Below are 20227 nucleotides of genomic sequence, written 5' to 3'. Positions count from 1 at the left end.
TGTATCTCCTTCATGCATGTCATTGCTATTATTATACCAAAAGGATGTCAAAATCATCAGATAAAACTTACGAATCTGTAAGCTTTTTGGCGAATCTTGTAAGGTGGGAGGAGGAAGTTTGAGATATAATAGACTTATCAAAAAGGATTCCCATATTAATGCATTGATAAAGACAGAATCACGACAAAGGAGCTTATATGTTATTAGAAATCAATCACTTAGAAAAAGTATTTCGCACACGATTTTCAAAAGAAGAAACAAGAGCCTTACAAGATGTTGATTTTAAGGTCAATAAAGGAGAATTTATCGCAATAATGGGTGAATCCGGATCTGGAAAAACAACCCTTCTCAATATTTTGGCAACTTTAGAAAAACCAACAAAAGGTTCTATTCGGTTAAATGGAATTGATGTTGCAGCCATCAAAGATGGTCAGTTAGCTAAGTTTCGTCTGCAAAATCTAGGCTTTGTCTTTCAAGACTTTAACCTCCTAGATACCTTATCCATTCGTGACAATATTTTCTTGCCCTTGGTGTTAAATCGCACACCTTTGAAACAAATGGAACAGCGCTTGCAACAACTGGCATTTAAGTTACGAATTGAACCGCTATTAGATAAACGGCCATTTGAAATTTCTGGTGGGCAAAAACAAAGAGTCGCCATTGCTAGAAGCCTCATGACAAATCCTCAATTATTGCTGGCTGATGAACCAACTGCTGCACTTGACTACCGCAACTCAGAAGATTTGCTGAATCTTTTTGAATCAATCAATAAAGAAGGACAGACCATTTTGATGGTTACTCACTCTGCTAATGCAGCCAGTCATGCCAATCGTGTTCTTTTTCTCAAAGATGGCCGTATTTTCCATCAAATTTATCGAGGCAATAAATCCAACATTGAGTTCAGCAAAGATATTTCTATGGCCATGACAGGGCTTTTAGGGGGTGAGTAGCATGTTCTATTTCAAATTAGCTTGGAATAACTTGCAAAAATCGTTATCTGTTTTTGCGCCCTTTTTAATGGCTAGCACTGTGTTATTTATGTTGAATTGTATTGTTTTCATCATTGTAAAAAGCCCAGCCGTGGCTAATATGCGATGGGAAAAAATACTTTTAGAATTCTCCAGTATTGTTCTGATTTTATTTTCAATTATCATGGAAATATATAGTTATCGATTCTTACTCACACAACGGACTCGTGAATTGGGGCTTTATAATATTTTAGGAATGAACAAAAAACAAATTACTGGTATAGCCACACTTGAGCTATTGATGATGTTTATAGGGACACTTATTATAGGAAGCCTCTTTTCAGCAATATTTTCACATGTGTTTTACCTTGTATTTATAAACATTTCGCATATCGAAATCTTTGAATTATCATTCAGCTTGGCACCGTTTCTGACAACTGGTTTGGTATTTTTAGGCATTTTTATCCTACTAGCCATAATCAGTGCCTTCAAAGTACATCAGACATCTCCTTTGATGTTGCTTCATGATCAATCTAAAGGGGAAAAAGAGCCTAAAGGAAATCTCTTATTAGCTATTTTATCTATCATAGCTCTGAGCACAGGGTACTATATTTCTCTAAGTTCATTTCATTTATCAGCCTTTGCAAGCCTTAGTCGCTTTTTTGTAGCTGTAATTTGTGTCATCTTTGGAACTTATCTCTTTTTCATCTCGTTTATGGCCTGGTACCTCAAGCGTCGTCGTCAAAATAAAGAGTACTTTTATCAGCTAAATCATTTTGTCACAACCTCACAAATGATTTTTAGGATGAAACAAAATGCGGTGGGACTTGCAAATATTACTTTGTTAGCTGTTATGGCATTTGTAGCTATTGAAACAACAACAGCCCTGTATACCAATACAGAGAGCATGGCTAATCAATTGTTTCCTAAAAACACCAAAATAATTTTTGAAAATAAACAGTTAAACCCAAATAATGACATCTTGCAGGAAACAGGACTTGATAAATTAGAAAAACCCTTATCTGATTTCCAGATTTATAGGGATGCCATGATTACCATTAAAATACCTAACGCCTCTCGACTTAAAGTGACAAAAGATGATGTGTTAAACCCTAATATAAGTGATCTCGGTTTTGTTTATGTTGTCCCCCAAGATGATTTTAGAGCCTTAGGAAATTCCTTACCAAAACTTCAAGCTAATGAAACCGCCTTTTTTAAACTAAAAGGAGATAGCCGTTTAACGGAAATAACCCTTTTAGGGCATCGTTTTAACAATATTGCTAATTTAAAATCCGTTCGGTTTCCACCAGTAAATAATACCTACAATCCAGGTGTCTTAGTTGTTAGTGATGTTTCTGTCTTAAAATCAATTCAAAAATCGTTTACTGACATTGAAGGTGTCAATGTTGAATACTTAACTACTGTTCTTGCCGACCTCACCAAAGGAGAAATTAGCCAGATTGTCGACCAGAAGGGGACTATTAGTAAAAATGATCAGGTTATCGGTCAATTAGCGTTCAAAGAGGACTATCGCCAAGGAACCTATAGCCTCAGTGGTGTATTTCTCTTTAGTGGATTTTTCTTAGGCCTTAGTTTTATTCTCGGAGCCGCTCTCATCATTTACTACAAACAATACTCTGAAGGACAAGAAGATCAAAAATCCTATCAAATATTACAAGAAGTTGGAATGAGTAGTGACCAGGTCAAGAAAACCATTAATTCTCAAATTATGCTTGTCTTTTTCATGCCAATTATGATGGCTGTGAATCATTTTTGCTTTGCTCTTCCGATTCTCAAACAAATGTTGCTATTTTTTGCAGTAGAAAACGATAAAATGGTTTATCTCGTGAGTGCAATAACCATCAGCATTATCATTATTATTTACTTGACCATCTATAAAATAACCAGCAAAACTTACTACACTATTATTGAAAGATAAGAAAAGTGGCGATTTTTCGCCACTTTTTTGCTAAAATAACTATATGAATAATCATCAGAAAATTTATATCATTGAAGACGACGAAACCGTACTATCTCTCTTGAAAGAGTATCTCTCACAAAATTATCACATTAATACGGTTTCCAATTTCAGAGACATCAAAAAAGAAATGACCAGTTGGAAACCTGATTTGATTTTAATGGATCTTAAGCTACCATTTTTTAATGGCTTTTACTGGACTACAGAAATCAGAAAAGACTTTACAACCCCTATTATTTTTATTTCTAGTAGTAATGATGAAATGGATATGGTCATGGCACTTAACATGGGTGGCGATGATTTTATTTCAAAACCATTTTCTTTAAAACTGTTAGATGCCAAAATTACGGCTTTTTTACGGCGTTCACAACAGTTTATTAATGATGATATTATTTTAGACCAGTTTATTTTAAAGTTCGATGGCACTTTATCCAATGGTGAGGACAGCGTCATTCTTTCTCCCACAGAGCACAAAATACTAACCTTGCTCATGATGCATACGAAGCAAGTCGTTCCAAAAGAAGAAATCTTAGAAAAACTCTGGGAAGGAAACGAATTCATCGACCAAAATACTTTAAATGTTAATATGGCACGATTACGAAAAAAAACTGCTGCCATTGGGTTTCATCGCATTCATACGGTCAGAGGGGTAGGGTATCTTGTTAAATGATTAGGGCATTTTTTAAAGAGTATCGGTTATGGTATTATCAATACGCATTAGTGATGGGTCTTTATTTACTCATTTTTTGGCTCTATCATCTCCCAATCAAACGGTTTGCTGTTGCAAGTGTGTTAGCCGTTAGCCTGTTGTTTCTTTTTAGTTTATGGAAATATTATCAATTTCATCGTAAGATCAATATGTTACAGAAATTTATTTATGTAAATGAATTAGATTCATTAACCTCGCCTAGTGAACAAGCTTACCAAGCTTTAATCATGAGTTTGCAACAGGCACAGGCAAATGAGTTAGTTGTGCAAGAAAATAGACAAAAGAAACTAGAAGGTATTGTTAAAATGTGGGTTCATCAGATGAAGATTCCCCTATCAGCCATATCACTCATGACCCAGATCACTAACATAGATACAAAGGAGTATCGTTTGCAGGTCAATCGTATAGAAGATTACCTCAATAATTTACTCAATTATTTAAAATTTAGGCAATCCAAAGATGATTTTCGATTTCAAGAGTGTTCAATGAAAGAAATTGTCTTGCCAATTATCAAAAAATATAGCCATGTCTGTATCGCTAAAGGAATCAGCATCAGTGTCAAAGGAGACTGGCAGTTTAGTTCAGATAAAAAGTGGCTAGCCTTTGCCTTGACCCAACTGATTGATAACGCAGTAAAGTACTCAAAAAAAGATGGGCATATAGAAATTATTATTTCTAGAAAAAGTATTGTCATATCAGATAATGGTATCGGGATACTAAAAGAGGACTTGCCCCGTATTTTTGAAGAAGGTTTCACGGGATTTAATGGTCATGAACATCAGAAAGCAACTGGCTTGGGTTTATCCATTACTAAGGAAATTTTAGAAAATCTGCACCTATCAATTGATATTGACAGTCAGGTCGGCTTAGGGACAACGGTCCGCCTAGCCCCACTCGGTGATTAAAACGAGGCGAAGGGACTCACCTGTTGAATTGCCACTCATCTAGTAATTCTTGATGAAATTGTTTCAAAGGTTGAACTTTAACAAGTAAGTAGTTTCCTGTCAATCCAACAAAGAAACCTGAAAAAATTCCACTTAATGATAGTAAGGGAAGGTAGTTTAAAACCAACAAAGACTTAGCAATTAGTGCAAAAACAAACAACTGCCCCACATTGTGCATCATGCCACCTAGTATTGAAATACCAATCACACTAACACGTTTGGGTCCTAGTTGTTTTAAGGATAGCATTGTCGCAAAGCTCAATAGGGTGCCAGAAAAACCATATAAAAATGTGGAAAATCCACCACTGATAAGCGTCGCAATCATAAGCTTCAAAAAAACAACTTTTGAGCTATCGGCTGGTTTAAGAGTGAAAATGGCCAAAATTGTGATTAAATTTGCCAGACCAAGCTTAGCCCCTGGGACAAAGGCAAATGGTGTTGGAAGAAATCTTTCACAAAAGGAGATAACCACTGCCTGGGCAGCTAGCATGGTGATAAAAACAATTTTTTGGTGTTTCTTATGCATAGGAGATTGTCACTTTCTAAAGTACTGTCTCATTATTTTACCATAAAGAGTAGAGGAAGCTAGCTAGCACAATACTGGCAATGCTATTCCTTTGAATCTTGGTTATGTTGAGTGTCACTAGATAGTATGATATAATATTTTTGAAAACGTTAACGGAGGATACTTATGACCAAAAATATCGTTATTGTTGGAGCTGGTTTCGCAGGAATCACTTCCGCAAGGTATTTAGCAAAAACATTTAAGCGCCATAGTGATGTCACCATCACTCTTATAGATAAAAATTCATTTCAAACTTACATGACAGAGCTACACGAAGTAGCGGCTGGACGAATTGAACCTGAAGCAATCAAGTATGACTTGCAGCGGATTTTTAAGAAGTACCCAAAAGTGGACTTGGTTACAGATACCGTCATCTCTATTGACTATGATAAAAATCAAGTTATCGCTGAAAATAATACCCTTGATTTTGACTACCTTATCCTTGCAATGGGGGCAGAGGCCAATGACTTTGGAATCCCAGGCGTTATGGACAATGGCTTTACTTTATGGTCCATTGAAGCAGCTGAAAAATTGCACGACCATATCCTTGACGCTTGTTATCAAGCAATGAAAGAGCATGACCCAAAAAAACGTAAAGCACTGCTAACCTTTACAGTTATAGGAGCAGGTTTTACTGGAATTGAAATGATTGGTGAGCTCATAGACTGGATTCCTATCTTAGCCAAACAGTTTAAGCTGAATCCGAATGAGTTTTCATTAAAAGTGGTTGAAGCCTCTGACAACATCTTAAACATGGTAACAGAAAAAGAGCAAAGCAAAACCACTGCCTATTTGTCTAAAAAAGGTGTCGAATTAATCTTGTCTGATGGGGTTGAGCGAATTGAAAAAGATAGTCTATACCTCACTTCAGGTAAAACAATTCCTACCTATACCTCTATTTGGACAGCAGGGGTAAAAGCAAATAGTGATGCTAGTGATTTTGACATTGCTAAAAAACCTAATGGACGATTGAATGCTAATCAATACATGGAAACTTTAGAGCATCCAGGAGTCTATGTCGCGGGAGATCTTGTTTATTATGAAGACAGTACCCAAGGAGGAAAACCGACCCCTCAAATCGTTCAAGCTGCTGAGCAAACAGGAAAAGTCGCAGCCCAAAATATTGCCGCTGCAATTAACCAGACTGAAAAAGTCAGCTACAAAGGGAAATATGATGGATTTCTTGTGTCCATTGGAGCTAAGTATGGTGTCGCCTTTTTGATGAATAAGTTTCATCTTTCTGGATTTTTAGCCATATTAGTGAAGCATTTTACAAATATCCTATATTTCTTTACGATTCGTAGCTTCTTCAATATTGGTGCTTACGTTAAGCATGAATTTTTCGATATTAGACACGGTAGAAATATCTTTGGCAGCAATTTATCAAGTAAGGGAAATCGCTTATGGTTATTGCCTTTACGTTTATTCTATGGTACATTATGGTTATATGAAGGCGTCAAAAAAGCATTTGGACTTTTTGGCACTGAATCATGGTTTGGAGACAAGGTAGTATTCCCATTCCCTTGGTTACATCAAACAGCAGAGGTTACTTCTGGAGCTTCTGAGACTGCTGCAGGAGCTGGAAATGAAGCTGCCAAACAACTATTTAGCTTAAGTTATACTTATGGCGAAGAGCCTATGCAGGTCTTTAAGGAAATGCCCCATTGGTTTGAAGCAATCATGAGGTTTTTGATGCCAACACAAGATGTTGCCCTGTTTATGCAAAAAATGATGACCTGTATCGAAATTGCTATAGGTCTAGCACTTATTGTAGGTGCCTTTGTTTGGTTGGTAAGCGCAGCTACAGCGGCTATGGTCGTTATGTTTAGCTTATCTGGCATGTTTTTCTGGGTTAATATATGGTTTGTCCCAGTTGCTATCGCTTTGATGTCTGGTGCTGGTCGAACATTTGGGTTAGATTATTGGATCATGCCTTGGCTGGGTAGAACATTGGATAAATGGCTTTATGGAAGGCCTAAACACCTTTACCTGAAAAAAAGAGACTCATAAAAAGCAAGCGCTGTGTATGGTAAATAGTTAATGATTTACGATATGCAGCTTCTTTTTATCTAAAAAGGAGAAAATATTTTTGGTACACGCTATTTGGAAACGACACGATGACCTTGATGCTGCTTTGTTGGCTGTCAAGAAAATCATGATGTCTGAACTATCCACCATACATCCCGATGTCAAACAAAAAATAATAGACTATATTAATGCTCCTGGCAAATACCTTAGAGCAGGGCTTTGCCTTTACTTAGCAAAGGAAGTAGAAGGTCATATCTCGAAAGGCAAACTATATCTGGCTGCTTCTATTGAAGTGCTACACCTAGCAACTTTGATTCATGATGATGTTATTGATGAGGCGGATTTAAGAAGGACGCTTGAGCCTTTTCACAAAACCCATACCAATAAAATTGCCATCTATGCTGGCGACTACCTGTTAGCCTATGCTGGTAGACTATCAAACAAAGGCTATCGACTCCTTGAGCCAGCAAATACAAAAAGCATGGACATGATGCAGTACCAATTGATTGAACGCATCTTAGTTGGTGAATTAACCCAGTTAATGAATCAAAACAACCTATCTATGACAATGAAAAGCTACCTGAAACAAATCAAGGGTAAAACGGCTTTTTTATTCGGCATGGCTTGTCAGCTAGGCGCCTGGAATCCAAGGCTCTCTAAAAAAGAATTGCAAGCAGCACGTCGTATCGGTATTTATCTTGGCATGGCTTTTCAACTGTCTGATGATTTGATTGACTTTCGTAGTCCTAAAAAACAATCAGGAAAACCTCGTATGCAAGACATCCAAAATGGCATTTATACCGCCCCAACGATTATTGCGATGCAAGAATCATCAGAGGTTCGAACCTTACTAGGTACTAAGCAAAATAAGCAGTGGGAGCAGTGGGAGCTAGATGCTTTCTATGATCATTTAGTAAGTCTTAACAGTTTTCATAGAACAGAAACCTTACTTGAAAAGTACATTGATAAAATTCAACATAACGTCCATCTTTTGCCAGTCAAAAACCCTGAACCTTTCCTGGCTTTTATTAAAAACATCTTGATTGGCAAAACATCATGAAGGTTTTCAGGCATTAGACAAGTCTATTAGCTTGTGATATAATAATTTTGTAATTTAGAATGGAGGTTCTTTTTGATGAAAAAGAAAATGTTAACAGGTTCACTGTTAGTAGCATCGCTCATAACACTTGCTGCTTGTGGCAACAAGGCTAATGATAAAAAATCCTCTTCTTCAGAAGCAAAAACTGAAAAAGTTTCTAAATCGACTGAAGAAAAAGTAACCCTTAAAGATGGCAACTACAAGGCTGAATCAGAATTTGATAAGCATGGTTGGAAAGTTGTTCATACCATCACTGTGACAGATGGACTCATCACAGCATCGGATTTTAACTACGAAAACAAAGATGGAAAATATAAAGCTGACGATGACGAGTACAATAAAAAGATGAAGGCAAAATCAGGTACATCGTCTAAAGAAGCAACCGAAAAATTAAATGATCAATTGGTTAAAAAACAAACTATTGATGATGTCGAAGTTGTGTCAGGTGCCACACACACCTCTGCTAATTTCAAAGCATCTGCTAAGGCACTCTTAAAAGCAGCCAGCAAAGGACAAACTGAGACTATTTTAATTGATTTACCAAAATAAAGCTGTGGGTATCATAGAGAGTTGAGTTTGGCTTAACTCTCTATTTTACATCAAGGAGCATTTATGAAATACCTAAACTATTTATTGGTGTCGATGTTGTGTCTTGTTTTGTACGGTTGTCACCATACCTCTCGGAACACTTCCCTTGAAGTGACCAACCAACCACTGGTTCGTAGCGAATCGTTACTACATACCGTTGTGCAACTAAGCATTTACCACAAACATCAAGAAAAAACTATGGAACAAGCCATTTCCTACATCAAAGAGATGGAACAATTGCTCTCGACAAATCTCAAAGGTTCTGACGTCTATCGAATCAATAAAAGCGCTGGAAAAAAAGCAGTAACTGTTGATCCAAGGACCTTTAAAATCATCAAAGAAGCTCAAAAAATATCAAGAGCTAGCCATGGCAAGTTCGATATCACAATTGGAGCCATTACTAACCTATGGCGTATCGGAGACAAAGAAGCCCGAAGACCTGATGACTTAAGCATTCAACAAGCATTGCCGCATATTGATTTCCGAAAAATTCATTTAGATAAAAAGAAATCAACGGTTTTGATTGAAAAAGGCATGACCTTAGAGTTGGGAGGGATTTCCAAAGGTTTTATTGCCGACGAGGTAAAGCAAATCTTTTTGAAAAATAAGATTAACACGGCAATTATCAATCTTGGCGGTAATGTTGTTGTTCTTGGAACATCACCAAACCACAAAGAAGGATGGAATGTTGGGGTACAAAACCCTGATGACGTCAGAGGAGATACGGTCGGCACCGTCAGGTTGAAAAACCAATCTATCGTAACCTCGGGAATTTACGAGCGTTATCTCGAAGTAGATGGTATCAAATACCACCATATTATGGACCCAAAAACAGGTTATCCTGTCGATAATAATATTTCAGGGGTAACGGTATTTAGCAGAACGTCTTTGGAAGGAGATGCTCTATCCACGGCTGTTTTTTCACTAGGCATCGAAGAAGGACTGGCTTATATCAATCAAATGGATCATGTTGAAGCGGTCTTTATTGATAAAAATAAGGGAGTTCATCTGAGTAATGGGCTAAAAAACACATTTCATTTAACACATAAGGAGTATCACATTACCAATGAAACATAATCCAATCACTGTCCCTATTTTTTTAGAATTTGTTGATATTAAAACAAAAGTCGCTAGTGTATTTCCTATGCTGATTGGTTTTGTTTGGGCACAGCTCCATTATCACAATTTTAACGTCGCAAATAGCATTTTGTTTGTCATAGCTGTTATATCCTTTGACATGTGTACCACAGCCATTAATAATGCTATGGACTTTGCTAAAGCTTACGACACTACCTACCAAACTCAAAGTAATGTCATTGGCAAATACCAGCTAGACTATCAGACAATGCTAAAAATTATTTATGGCCTATTAATATTTTCATCACTCATATCGCTAATTCTGGTTTTTAAGACTGATATCTTATTATTGCCGATTGGAATTATTTGCTTTTTAATTGGTATTTTTTACACCTTTGGTCCATTACCCTTATCAAGACTGCCTTTAGGTGAGATTTTTTCAGGAATCACTATGGGATTTGGTATTTTTTTCTTAGCCGTCTATGTTCAAGATCCTCAACGATTACTTTATTCTCAGTGGAGTGGAGATAGTTTTTTAATTACAGCTAAACTGTTGGAAATTGTCAAAATTGCTATCATGTCAGTTCCTTTGATGGCACTGATCGCAAATATCATGCTAGCCAATAACATTTGCGATTACCCCCAAGATATTCTCAATAAGCGCTATACCCTGGTTCACTATATTGGAAATAAAGCAAGTCTGAATTTATATGCTTTCTTGCATACCATCGCCTGGGGCATGCTTATTGTCTACGTGATGCTAGGCTGGTTACCTTTAGCAACTTTAGCCCTGTTTATCGCTTATCCTATTAGCTTAAAAGGCCTATTAGCATTTCTGAAGCAACAAACAAAAGAAGGTACTTTTCTTGAGTCTGTAAAAAACTTTATTCTCTTTAATGGTCTGTACTTATTGTTACTGAGCTTTTTAGCTATTTATCATTAAAAATAGAAAAACCCATTGCTGGATATCATATCCAACGATGGGTTTTATAATGGAAGAATCAGGTCATCTTCTTGTTTGGGAGATTTTTGAGGACGATTGGTTCCCTGTATTTCAATGATCAATTGATGCGGTAAACAAACAGACAATTGACCAGGGGTATCAATCCATCCTGTTTTAACAGCAATTTGATCAGGGCTGTTATCTTCTTTGACTCTAATCTGATTACCTTTAACCTCTATGATATTATAATGCCCTTTTTGAGGGTAATAAGTTTTTTCGATATGGGGACCATCTGTCTGTAATGAAAAGCGATCAACAATTTTCCCGTTGATTTTAACAATCGCAACAGTAGCATCCGTCACGCTAGAACCTTTGTAGGACGTTATAATGAGTGGTAAGCAAGAGATAACAATCGAAAGAAGAAGAAAGATGTAGTCATAAGGTTTGAAATAAGAGATTATTTTTTTAAATGTCGTTTTCACAGTATTATTTTAATGAATTCTTTCTAATTTGTAAACCACTATAATATTTACGTAAATATATTTATGTAAATATTATAGCTTATCCAGAGCATTTTTTTGCTCATCATTAACGATATGAGTATAGAGATCCGTGACTTGGGTAGAAGCGTGTCCTAATTGATGACTAACCAAGACTTGTGATTTAGAAGCGTCGTATAATCTAGTTGCTAAGGTGTGACGTAATTTATGGGGGGTCACTCGAATCTTGAAGCCTTCTGAATATTTGGCGACCATTTTTTCAATGCTGGAAGCATCTATTCGATTTGGAAGACCTCGATAATCTGTTAAAAAGAAAGCCAAATCTTGCTTTTCAGCCTTGTAACGTTCTTTGCGAATCGCTAAATAGTTCTCCAAATAAGGCTTAGCAAAAGAAGCAATATTCACAGCATCTCTTTTGCCACCTTTTCGAGTTACTTCAATCATCATCATCTTAACATTGACGTCTTTAAGGTCAAGGTTAACCGCCTCAGATAAACGTATCCCAGAAGCAAGTAGTAGGGCTATGATGGCTAAGTCCCTTTCCTTATTTTTTTGAAAAGATACTTTTGCACGATTAGATAGTTTTCCAACATAGCTGTTTTCAATATAGTCTAAAAAACCAAGTGTTTCGTCCCCCAAAAAAAGCCTTTGCTTGATGTTTTCTGCCCTAGATGCCAGGGTTTCTTTTTTCTTTTTTGTAGCTACTTTTTTCATGACATTTCGGTAGAAATATGGCTCGCCCACCTCATTTTCAACCTCTTCTGTCAGGTATTTATACAAACTGGATAAGGCTGACAGGGTACGATTAATTGTTGTCTGAGAAACCCCCTCTTTATTGGAGTAAGTGTTTAGAGATGGGCGTTCCCTGAGATATAAAATAAAGGACTCCATATCTTTTTTACTCAGTTTCTCCAAGGTTGTCAGCTCAATGTTAGCAATGGACGAAGCTGTTGTGAGATCAGCATCTATAAGCCAATCAAAAAAACGTTTGTACTCTTTTAGATACTCATAAAGCGTTGTAAAACTATAAGGTACTGATAATTTTGATTGGTAATAATCACAGACAAACCAGGGCATGATGTTTTTATAGCTTTCAATTTTTTTTAATAGTAATTCTCGTCTCATAATTATCCTCGATAGCGATTGATTTTGTTTAATAGTAGTATACCATAGCGATGTGCATCTTTCAAGAAAATTATAGTTTTTCGGAAAGATGTGAAGAAGGACTTATCGAATGGAGCATTTACGCTTTCGCAGACTCTTTGACTATTGTCTCAACATGATTTGTAACTTCTTGATTTCTATTTGCTAGTAACAACTCATTTTATTTGTGAGGTCATGTTAACTCCAAATAATAACTTGAATAACCAGATGATTTTTGTTATAATTTAGTAACGTTAAAACGTTACTAAATTTAGGAGCTAATACATGTTCGCTGGAAAACAATTGAAAAAAAGACGCTTGGCGCAAAAAATGAGCCAAGCCCAATTAGGCGCCTTGCTAGGGGTTAATAAGATGACTATCTCTCACTGGGAAAATGGGCAAAATAATCCCAGTCAAAAGCACTTTGATCAGTTACTCAAGTTATTTAATGTCTCAGCAGATTACTTTAACCCACATCATCGCCTACTACTTCCTTATCATCAATTGACCACTTTAAACCGAGAAAAAACCATTCGCTATGCTGAGGAGCTTCTCCTAGAACAATCAAATACTTCTCTTGTAACCAATAAACAACCAAAACGATACCCTTATCGTGTCTATGAAAGTCTATCTGCTGGAACTGGTTACTCTTATTTTGGAGATGGTAATTTTGATTTGGTTTTTCACGATGAGCAATTAGACTATGATTTTGCTTCTTGGGTTTTTGGAGATTCGATGGAGCCGACCTACTTAAATGGTGAAGTGGTTCTGATTAAACAGACTAATTTTGATTATGACGGCGCTATTTATGCTGTCGAGTGGGATGGGCAGACTTACATTAAAAAAGTTTACCGTGAGGAAAACGGGCTACGGCTAGTGTCTTTTAATAAAACATACTCTGATAAATTTGCCCCATTTGAAGAAAATCCTCGCATTATTGGTAAGATTATTGCCAACTTTATGCCATTAGAGATTTGATTCGTTTACCTTTTCAAATAAATGAATATAAAATTGCCTTGTCAAAACTAGCTGACAAGGCAATTGTTGTGCTTATTTTCGTTTTTTCTTTGCTTTCTTAAGTTTATTTACTTGGCGCTTCATGGCTTGTTTCATCGCAAATTGACCAACTTTTCCTTTTAAACCACCACCAAATAATTGGCTCATATCCATATCCGCTCCCAGGTCAGGCATGTTAGGAAGACCACCTTGTCCCATCATACCTTCTAAGGCAGACATGTCTGGCATACCTGCAGGCATGTTTTTTTGCAAGTTATTGGGATTAAGTCCCATTTGTTTCATCATTTTGGTCATGTCACCAGACATCATCCCTTGCATCATTGCTTTTGCCTGATTAAAGTCTTTAATAAACTTGTTTACTTCCACAAAACTATTTCCTGAACCTGCAGCAATACGACGTCTACGGCTTGGGTTTAATAATTCAGGATTTTCACGTTCAGCAGGTGTCATGGAAGACACAATAGCTCGTTTTCGAGCAATTTCTTTTTCATCAACTTTGATATTAGCTAAGGCTGGATTACCAGACATCCCTGGAATCATTTTAAGAAGATCTTCCATAGGGCCCATATTTTGAACCTGATCTAACTGATCAATGAAATCATTGAAATCAAAGGTGTTTTCTCGCATCTTCTCAGCTAGTTCTAATGATTTTTTTTCGTCATATTCTTGACTAGCTTTTTCAATGAGAGTGAGAAGATCCCCCATTCCTAAGATACGACTAGACATACGGTCTGGGTGGAAGGTCTCAATATCTGTGATTTTTTCACCTGTACCAGTAAACTTAATCGGTTTACCTGTGATTTCACTAACTGATAGAGCAGCTCCTCCGCGCGTATCACCATCAATTTTGGTTAAAACAACTCCTGTAATGCTCAACTGATGATTAAACTCATGAGCTACATTAGCTGCCTCTTGACCAATCATGCTATCAACAACTAAGAGAATTTCATGAGGTTGTGCTAATGCTTTGACATCACGAAGTTCTGCCATCAAGGCTTCGTCAATTTGCAGACGACCTGCGGTATCAATTAAGACATAGTCATTACGATTGTCACGTGCTTGCGCCAATCCTTGTCTGACAATCTCAACAGCTGAGTGGTCTGTTCCCATCTCAAACACAGGAACGTTAATTTGTTGCCCAAGTGTTTTTAACTGATCTATAGCTGCTGGACGATAAATATCTGCTGCAATCATCAGTGGTCGAGCATTGTCTTCTTTGACTAATTTATTGGCAAGTTTTCCTGCAAACGTTGTTTTACCAGCCCCTTGCAAACCTACCATCATGATAATCGTAGGAATCTTAGGTGATTTTTCAATCTCAGCTGTTTCAGCACCTAAAATGTCGGTCAGCTCTTCATTGACAATTTTTAAAATTTGCTGTGTTGGGTCAAGGGTTTCGATAATTTCATGACCGATAGCACGTTCGCGAACACGCTTAATAAAGGTTTTAACAACTGGCAAAGCAACGTCCGCCTCTAGCAAGGCTAGACGGATTTCTTTAGTGACTTCTTGTACATCAGATTCTGATAATTTTTTCTTACCACGAATGGTCTTAAACACATCTTGTAAGCGTTGGGTTAAGCTCTCAAAAGCCATAAATAGTTACTCCTCTTACTCTCTATTATCAATACTGGTTAAAATGGAAATTTTTTCTTGCAAATACTGATCATTGGGATAATTTGCTATGATTTCATCAAAAATTTCACTACGAACAATGTAATCTGAGTACATGTGTAATTTCATTTCGTAAGCTTCAAGTGTTTTTTCTGTTCGCTTAATATTATCGTAGACCGCTTGACGACTGACACCAAATTCTTCAGCAATCTCAGCCAAGCTATAATCATCAGCATAGTACAACTCAATGTAATTCATTTGTTTATCTGTTAATAGTGCGGCATAAAACTCAAACAGAGCATTCATGCGATTCGTTTTTTCAATTTCCATAACCTTAATTTTACCATAATTAAAGCTGTTTTAACAGTAGTAAAACGCTGGAATATTCCTTCAAATCATCAGTTATTTTCTAAATAAAATTCAAAGCGGTCCCCAACGTATTGGCTACGAACATATTCAAATGGCTTACCGTCGGTAAAATAAGAAACTTGCGTTAGGGCCAAAATGGCATGGCCTTTTGCAATTCCCAAATAAGAGGCGACCCGTTCACTGGCTGTTTTGGCATAAATGGTTTGTTTGCTTTTTCCAATATGGTAACCGCTAGCTGTTAACGTGTTAAAAAAATGTTCCGTGATGTCTGTTCGATCAATGGTTTTGATTAGTTTTTCTGGGATAGAGGCAGTTTCGTAGACCAGAGGAATATTGTCAGCATATCGTATCCGTTCCATGCGTATGACATAATCTGTTTTATCAAGATTTAGTTCTCTGGCTTCTGTATCACTCGCTACTTGTTTTTGGTAGGAGATTAGCTTAGACGAGGGAACTCTTCCTTGTGAGTGAACAATCTCTGTGAAACTGGTTGTCCCTCGCATCTTTTCCTGAACACGATGACTAGCAACATAGGTGCCACTTCCGACACGTCTTTCTAATAGCCCTTCTTCGACAAGCAAGGTGATGGCTTGCCTAAGCGTCATTCTACTGACAGCAAAATGGTCAGCCAAGTCTCTTTCACTAGGGAGGCGACTGCCAATGGCCCAAATACCGTCATCAATATCTTTTTTGATTGCATCGTGAATTTTTATATAAGCTGGTAGCATGCCTTACTCCTCAAGTCAATTATTAGTTTATTCTACCATATTTTCCCTAAAAAGACAGACCAGATCAACAAAAGACCTACAAGTTCGGATTAACAACACGCTATTTTCAGTACTACTTTTTCTCCTGTTTGGTCTAAAATGCTGTGCTAATTTTCCGAAAATGTGCTACAATTAGTTGAAAACTATCAACCAAAAGGTTGGTATAGAATGAAAGGATTACAATGACTGAAATTTCAATTTTGGATGATGTTCAAAAGATTATCGTTCTTGACTATGGTAGCCAATATAATCAACTTATTGCTAGACGTATTCGAGAATTTGGAATCTTCTCTGAACTAAAAAGCCATAAAATTACCGCTCAGGAGCTACGTGCCATTAATCCAATTGGTATTATTTTATCTGGTGGACCAAATTCTGTATATGCAGACAATGCTTTTGGGATTGATCCTGAAATCTTTGACCTCGGAATTCCTATTCTAGGAATCTGTTACGGCATGCAGTTAATTACCCATACCTTGGGAGGTAAAGTGCTTCCTGCTGGTCAAGCAGGAAACCGTGAGTACGGACAGTCAACCCTTCGCTTGCGCAAACAATCAGACTTGTTTGCAGGCACACCTGATGAGCAATTGGTTTTGATGAGCCATGGCGATGCAGTTACTGAAATTCCTGATGGTTTCCACTTGGTTGGTGACTCTGTTGATTGCCCTTACGCAGCTATAGAAGACACAACTAAACGCTTATACGGCATTCAATTCCACCCAGAAGTTAAGCATTCGATTTATGGCAATGACATTTTGAAAAACTTTGCTGTTAACATCTATGGGGCTCGTGGTGATTGGTCAATGGATAATTTTATTGACCTTCAGATAGAAAATATCAGAAAACAAGTCGGCGATAAAAAAGTACTTCTTGGTCTTTCTGGTGGAGTGGACTCATCAGTTGTTGGGGTCTTGCTCCAAAAAGCTATCGGAGACCAGCTAACTTGTATCTTCGTTGATCATGGTCTACTCCGTAAAAATGAGGGTGACCAGGTTATGGGCATGCTCGGTGGTAAGTTTGGTCTTAACATCATTCGAGTGGACGCTTCAAAACGCTTCCTTGACCTATTAGCTGATGTTGAAGATCCTGAGAAAAAACGTAAAATCATTGGTAATGAATTTGTCTATGTGTTTGATGACGAAGCAAGTAAGCTTAAAGGAGTAGATTTCCTTGCCCAAGGAACTCTCTATACAGATATCATTGAGTCAGGCACAGACACCGCACAAACAATCAAATCTCACCACAACGTGGGAGGATTACCTGAGGACATGCAATTTGAGTTGATTGAACCGCTCAACACTCTCTTTAAAGACGAAGTGCGTGAACTTGGCCTAGCTTTAGGCATGCCTGAGGAAATTGTTTGGCGCCAGCCTTTCCCAGGACCTGGACTAGCTATCCGTGTCATGGGAGCTATCACTGAAGAGAAATTAGAGACCGTCCGCGAGTCTGATGCTATCCTTCGCGAGGAAATCGCTAAAGCAGGCTTAGATCGCGATGTTTGGCAATATTTCACTGTCAATACAGGCGTGCGTTCTGTAGGTGTTATGGGAGACGGTCGTACCTATGATTACACCATTGCGATTCGTGCGATCACTTCTGTCGATGGAATGACTGCTGATTTTGCTCAAATACCTTGGGAAGTTCTTAAGAAAATCTCAGTTCGTATCGTCAATGAAGTTGACCATGTTAACCGTATTGTTTATGACATTACCAGCAAACCACCTGCAACAGTTGAGTGGGAATAATATATAAGAGTAACTTTGGCTAATAACCCTTGATTTAACAGCATTTTAACTACTATAAAATGAGATAAATATATTTGGATTGTCTCCAGAGTTTAACAAAAAAGAAGTTCTTTTCAGAACTTCTTTTTTGTTATATCAATTAATAACGTGATTTTTCACTTTTCTCATCAATCTGTCCATTTACATCTGTTAAAAGTGTAACTTTTCTTGATTGAAAGTGAGGTCTGTCTAAATTTTATCAAAATATTCTTTTGCTTCTTTAAGATCTAACCCTGTTAATTCCCTTATCTTTTTTATTGCTTTCACATCTTTACCGGTATTTTTAAAATGCAAAATCAACTCTTTTTCCTCCGTAGATAAATACGTGGATACAAGTTCTTTATGTCAATTAATTTACATAAATCATCTATCTGATTTTGCATCTTTTTTATCTGTTCTTTTTGTTTTGCATCATTTAATGTTCCTATAAGAAAAATTGCAAATAACATCCCTATTAAAGGATATGTCGTATCCATATATTACCTCCTAAAAATTAAAATTTACTCATTATATTATATCAAATATATCAGGACAACATAAAGTCATAACATAAAATATTATAATCTTGTACTTACTATAGCTCTATTTATCTTTTAACGTCTTGACTTTCTGGATAGACACTTCAAAAGTAACAGACCTCAATAATGGCAAGTTTGTATCATTATCTATCTTTTAATCTCCAATCTGCATTTGGAGTATACCAACTTAGTTAATCTTTAATGCCTAAGAAAGTTGAATTGGCTGACTTAGGATTGAGTGGGAATAATATCAAAAAGCCTAAAGTTCTTTAAAAAAGGATTTAGGCTTTTTTTGACTCTTTAAGACTTATGACGAAGATATTTTCTGATTTTATAAAAACTATTAGCTGCATGGTAAAAAGGACTCACTGGAATGTTGAATTCGCCAATAAATTCCTCAATGGTCGGATTAAAGTTAGCTTTAAATTTCGTTAAGCCATCGTCAAGTGTCCCTTCAACGCCTCCCATGTTTGCCCAAATGATTTGATGCTCGTGAGCGTCTTTAAAAACTGTTGGATAGAGTAAATACTGTGGATAGCATTTCTTAAAATCAGCATTCATACCAGCATATAACATTTCCATGACATTTCCATAGGATATTGATAAAATACCTGCAATTGCTACCTTATCTGGATAGGTTACTGCATAAGTCTCAAATTCTGAAATGTATTTTTGCAATGATTGTTGTTGATCTTGTAATTTAGACAACCTCTTTTTTTGATGAGGGTCTGTGCTTGCAATATCTTGCTCGATGCCTATCAATTGGCTTTTGTAGTCTGCTAATTTTTGAGAAATATTGATGGTTGCAATATGCAAATAAGCATCATCACCGTAGATATCCATGATGGATTTAAAATAAGCTTCGTTACGCAAAGAAATCTTTTGACGTTCTTCAGTCAGGCCAACTAATTTGGAGAACGTTTCAATATCAGATTGATTTCCTCGATAAGTTTCGACCCCACGGCGTTTCGCATCCTTCATTAAACGCTTGGTATGCTTTGCAAATGTGTTTTCGATATCATCTTGGGTATGAATATTCGCCTGAAATCGCGGTTGGATGCTCTCTGAAATAGCTGTCGTTAAACCTGTCCAATACGCTCCTGCTTTTTTTAGATGCTCTATGGCTTTTAGTCCGGCTGGAAGTTCACTGGATGTTTCTCCTATCTGATATTGCTTTAACAAAATAGCCGGATCACATTTGATAAAAAGTGCTTTATGACCTTTTCCATAAGTTTTTAACGTTTTAATTGTAAATTTGACCAATTCAAGATTGTCATAATCCATAACGGGTCCTCTCGGAATATAGATAAGACTGAATCCCATTGGAAGAGGTCTTATCAAGACAGACATTGAAGCTACTTGTTTGTCACCTTGGTAAATACCAATGCGCTCGTTTTGCCATTGCTTTTTAACCGATGCCCAGGCACTACTTTGCAATAGGTTAATTTGTGGGTGTTGTGTCACAAATTGATCATGCTCTTTGGCAGAGATGCCAATTTTGGCGTAAAATGTTGAGTTTGTCATTGCATATCCTCGTTCTTATTGTTGGGAAAGTCTAGATTTCTTCACTTATTTATTCGAAATTATTGTCATGATTGCCTGTAATTTCTGACAAT

General features: G+C 36.9%; 20 protein-coding genes. 11 read left to right on the top strand and 9 right to left on the bottom strand.

The window, feature by feature from the left end:
* The first annotated feature begins 197 nt into the window (after positions 1 to 197).
* Genes AKK44_RS00660 through AKK44_RS00645 form a run of 4 tightly spaced genes read left to right on the top strand, consistent with a single transcriptional unit; the run spans position 198 to position 4560 of the window.
* The gene (locus AKK44_RS00660) at positions 198 to 950 is read left to right on the top strand and encodes an ABC transporter ATP-binding protein (protein ID WP_054278077.1); all 753 of its coding nucleotides are present in this window, start codon (positions 198 to 200) and stop codon (positions 948 to 950) included.
* 1 nt (position 951) lies between these two features.
* Entirely contained in the window at positions 952 to 2907 is a 1956-nt protein-coding gene (locus AKK44_RS00655; protein WP_054278076.1) for an ABC transporter permease, read from the top strand.
* A 43-nt stretch (positions 2908 to 2950) separates the two neighbouring features.
* Positions 2951 to 3616, top strand: a complete 666-nt coding sequence (locus AKK44_RS00650) for a response regulator transcription factor (RefSeq protein ID WP_054278075.1) — start codon at positions 2951 to 2953, stop codon at positions 3614 to 3616.
* Positions 3613 to 4560 (top strand): sensor histidine kinase, encoded by a 948-nt coding sequence (locus tag AKK44_RS00645; protein ID WP_054278074.1) that lies wholly within the window; start codon positions 3613 to 3615, stop codon positions 4558 to 4560. The genes AKK44_RS00650 and AKK44_RS00645 overlap by 4 nt, the downstream gene beginning before the upstream one ends.
* A gap of 16 nt (positions 4561 to 4576) precedes the next feature.
* Here the strand turns inward: AKK44_RS00645 and AKK44_RS00640 are convergent, their stop codons facing one another.
* On the bottom strand, positions 4577 to 5125 hold the full coding sequence (locus AKK44_RS00640; RefSeq protein WP_054278073.1) for a Gx transporter family protein: 549 nt from the start codon (positions 5123 to 5125) through the stop codon (positions 4577 to 4579).
* A 165-nt stretch (positions 5126 to 5290) separates the two neighbouring features.
* Here AKK44_RS00640 and AKK44_RS00635 point away from each other — a divergent pair, with 165 nt between their 5' ends.
* The 5 genes from AKK44_RS00635 to AKK44_RS00615 all read left to right on the top strand — a co-directional run bounded on the left by AKK44_RS00635 (position 5291) and on the right by AKK44_RS00615 (position 10899).
* A complete protein-coding gene (locus AKK44_RS00635) occupies positions 5291 to 7174 on the top strand; it encodes an NAD(P)/FAD-dependent oxidoreductase (protein WP_054278072.1) in 1884 nt (627 codons plus the stop codon).
* 79 nt (positions 7175 to 7253) lie between these two features.
* Positions 7254 to 8252 (top strand): polyprenyl synthetase family protein, encoded by a 999-nt coding sequence (locus tag AKK44_RS00630; protein WP_054278071.1) that lies wholly within the window; start codon positions 7254 to 7256, stop codon positions 8250 to 8252.
* A 75-nt stretch (positions 8253 to 8327) separates the two neighbouring features.
* Positions 8328 to 8840 (top strand): FMN-binding protein, encoded by a 513-nt coding sequence (locus AKK44_RS00625; protein ID WP_054278070.1) that lies wholly within the window; start codon positions 8328 to 8330, stop codon positions 8838 to 8840.
* 63 nt (positions 8841 to 8903) lie between these two features.
* On the top strand, positions 8904 to 9956 hold the full coding sequence (locus AKK44_RS00620) for an FAD:protein FMN transferase (RefSeq protein ID WP_054278069.1): 1053 nt from the start codon (positions 8904 to 8906) through the stop codon (positions 9954 to 9956).
* Positions 9946 to 10899: a 1,4-dihydroxy-2-naphthoate polyprenyltransferase gene (locus AKK44_RS00615; RefSeq protein ID WP_054278068.1), complete on the top strand. Its 954-nt coding sequence runs from the start codon at positions 9946 to 9948 to the stop codon at positions 10897 to 10899. Before AKK44_RS00620 ends, AKK44_RS00615 begins: the two co-directional genes overlap by 11 nt.
* 44 nt (positions 10900 to 10943) lie before the next feature.
* Here AKK44_RS00615 and AKK44_RS00610 read toward each other — a convergent pair whose 3' ends face one another.
* Positions 10944 to 11381 carry a NusG domain II-containing protein gene (locus AKK44_RS00610; RefSeq protein WP_054278067.1) on the bottom strand — a complete coding sequence of 146 codons (438 nt, stop codon included), beginning with the start codon at positions 11379 to 11381 and terminating at the stop codon, positions 10944 to 10946.
* 72 nt (positions 11382 to 11453) lie between these two features.
* Complete coding sequence (gene xerS, locus AKK44_RS00605; protein ID WP_054278066.1) at positions 11454 to 12524, bottom strand: tyrosine recombinase XerS; 1071 nt, start codon at positions 12522 to 12524, stop codon at positions 11454 to 11456.
* Positions 12525 to 12827: 303 nt separating this feature from the next.
* On the opposite strand from xerS, the gene AKK44_RS00600 reads away from it, so the two are divergent.
* Positions 12828 to 13520 carry a LexA family transcriptional regulator gene (locus AKK44_RS00600; RefSeq protein ID WP_054278065.1) on the top strand — a complete coding sequence of 231 codons (693 nt, stop codon included), beginning with the start codon at positions 12828 to 12830 and terminating at the stop codon, positions 13518 to 13520.
* Between the two features lie 72 nt (positions 13521 to 13592).
* On the opposite strand, the gene ffh is transcribed toward AKK44_RS00600, so the two are convergent.
* The 3 genes from ffh to AKK44_RS00585 form a co-directional block, all read right to left on the bottom strand.
* Positions 13593 to 15155 carry a signal recognition particle protein gene (gene ffh / locus AKK44_RS00595; RefSeq protein ID WP_054278064.1) on the bottom strand — a complete coding sequence of 521 codons (1563 nt, stop codon included), beginning with the start codon at positions 15153 to 15155 and terminating at the stop codon, positions 13593 to 13595.
* A 15-nt stretch (positions 15156 to 15170) separates the two neighbouring features.
* On the bottom strand, positions 15171 to 15503 hold the full coding sequence (locus AKK44_RS00590) for a putative DNA-binding protein (protein ID WP_235280206.1): 333 nt from the start codon (positions 15501 to 15503) through the stop codon (positions 15171 to 15173).
* A gap of 68 nt (positions 15504 to 15571) precedes the next feature.
* A complete protein-coding gene (locus tag AKK44_RS00585; protein WP_037594528.1) occupies positions 15572 to 16270 on the bottom strand; it encodes a GntR family transcriptional regulator in 699 nt (232 codons plus the stop codon).
* 221 nt (positions 16271 to 16491) lie between these two features.
* Here AKK44_RS00585 and guaA point away from each other — a divergent pair, with 221 nt between their 5' ends.
* Complete coding sequence (gene guaA, locus AKK44_RS00580) at positions 16492 to 18054, top strand: glutamine-hydrolyzing GMP synthase (protein ID WP_054278063.1); 1563 nt, start codon at positions 16492 to 16494, stop codon at positions 18052 to 18054.
* A gap of 228 nt (positions 18055 to 18282) precedes the next feature.
* On the opposite strand, the gene AKK44_RS09365 is transcribed toward guaA, so the two are convergent.
* The 3 genes from AKK44_RS09365 to AKK44_RS00570 all read right to left on the bottom strand — a co-directional run bounded on the left by AKK44_RS09365 (position 18283) and on the right by AKK44_RS00570 (position 20135).
* Complete coding sequence (locus tag AKK44_RS09365; protein WP_408022487.1) at positions 18283 to 18360, bottom strand: ribosomal protein L7/L12; 78 nt, start codon at positions 18358 to 18360, stop codon at positions 18283 to 18285.
* Positions 18361 to 18389: 29 nt separating this feature from the next.
* On the bottom strand, positions 18390 to 18569 hold the full coding sequence (locus AKK44_RS09150; RefSeq protein WP_201777498.1) for a hypothetical protein: 180 nt from the start codon (positions 18567 to 18569) through the stop codon (positions 18390 to 18392).
* Positions 18570 to 18911: 342 nt separating this feature from the next.
* Entirely contained in the window at positions 18912 to 20135 is a 1224-nt protein-coding gene (locus AKK44_RS00570) for an aminoacyltransferase (RefSeq protein WP_054278062.1), read from the bottom strand.
* Positions 20136 to 20227: the final 92 nt, after the last annotated feature.

The sequence above is a fragment of the Streptococcus phocae genome (genome assembly GCF_001302265.1).
In the GTDB taxonomy this organism is placed as follows: domain Bacteria; phylum Bacillota; class Bacilli; order Lactobacillales; family Streptococcaceae; genus Streptococcus; species Streptococcus phocae.
This window is presented reverse-complemented; position numbering and strand designations above follow the sequence as displayed.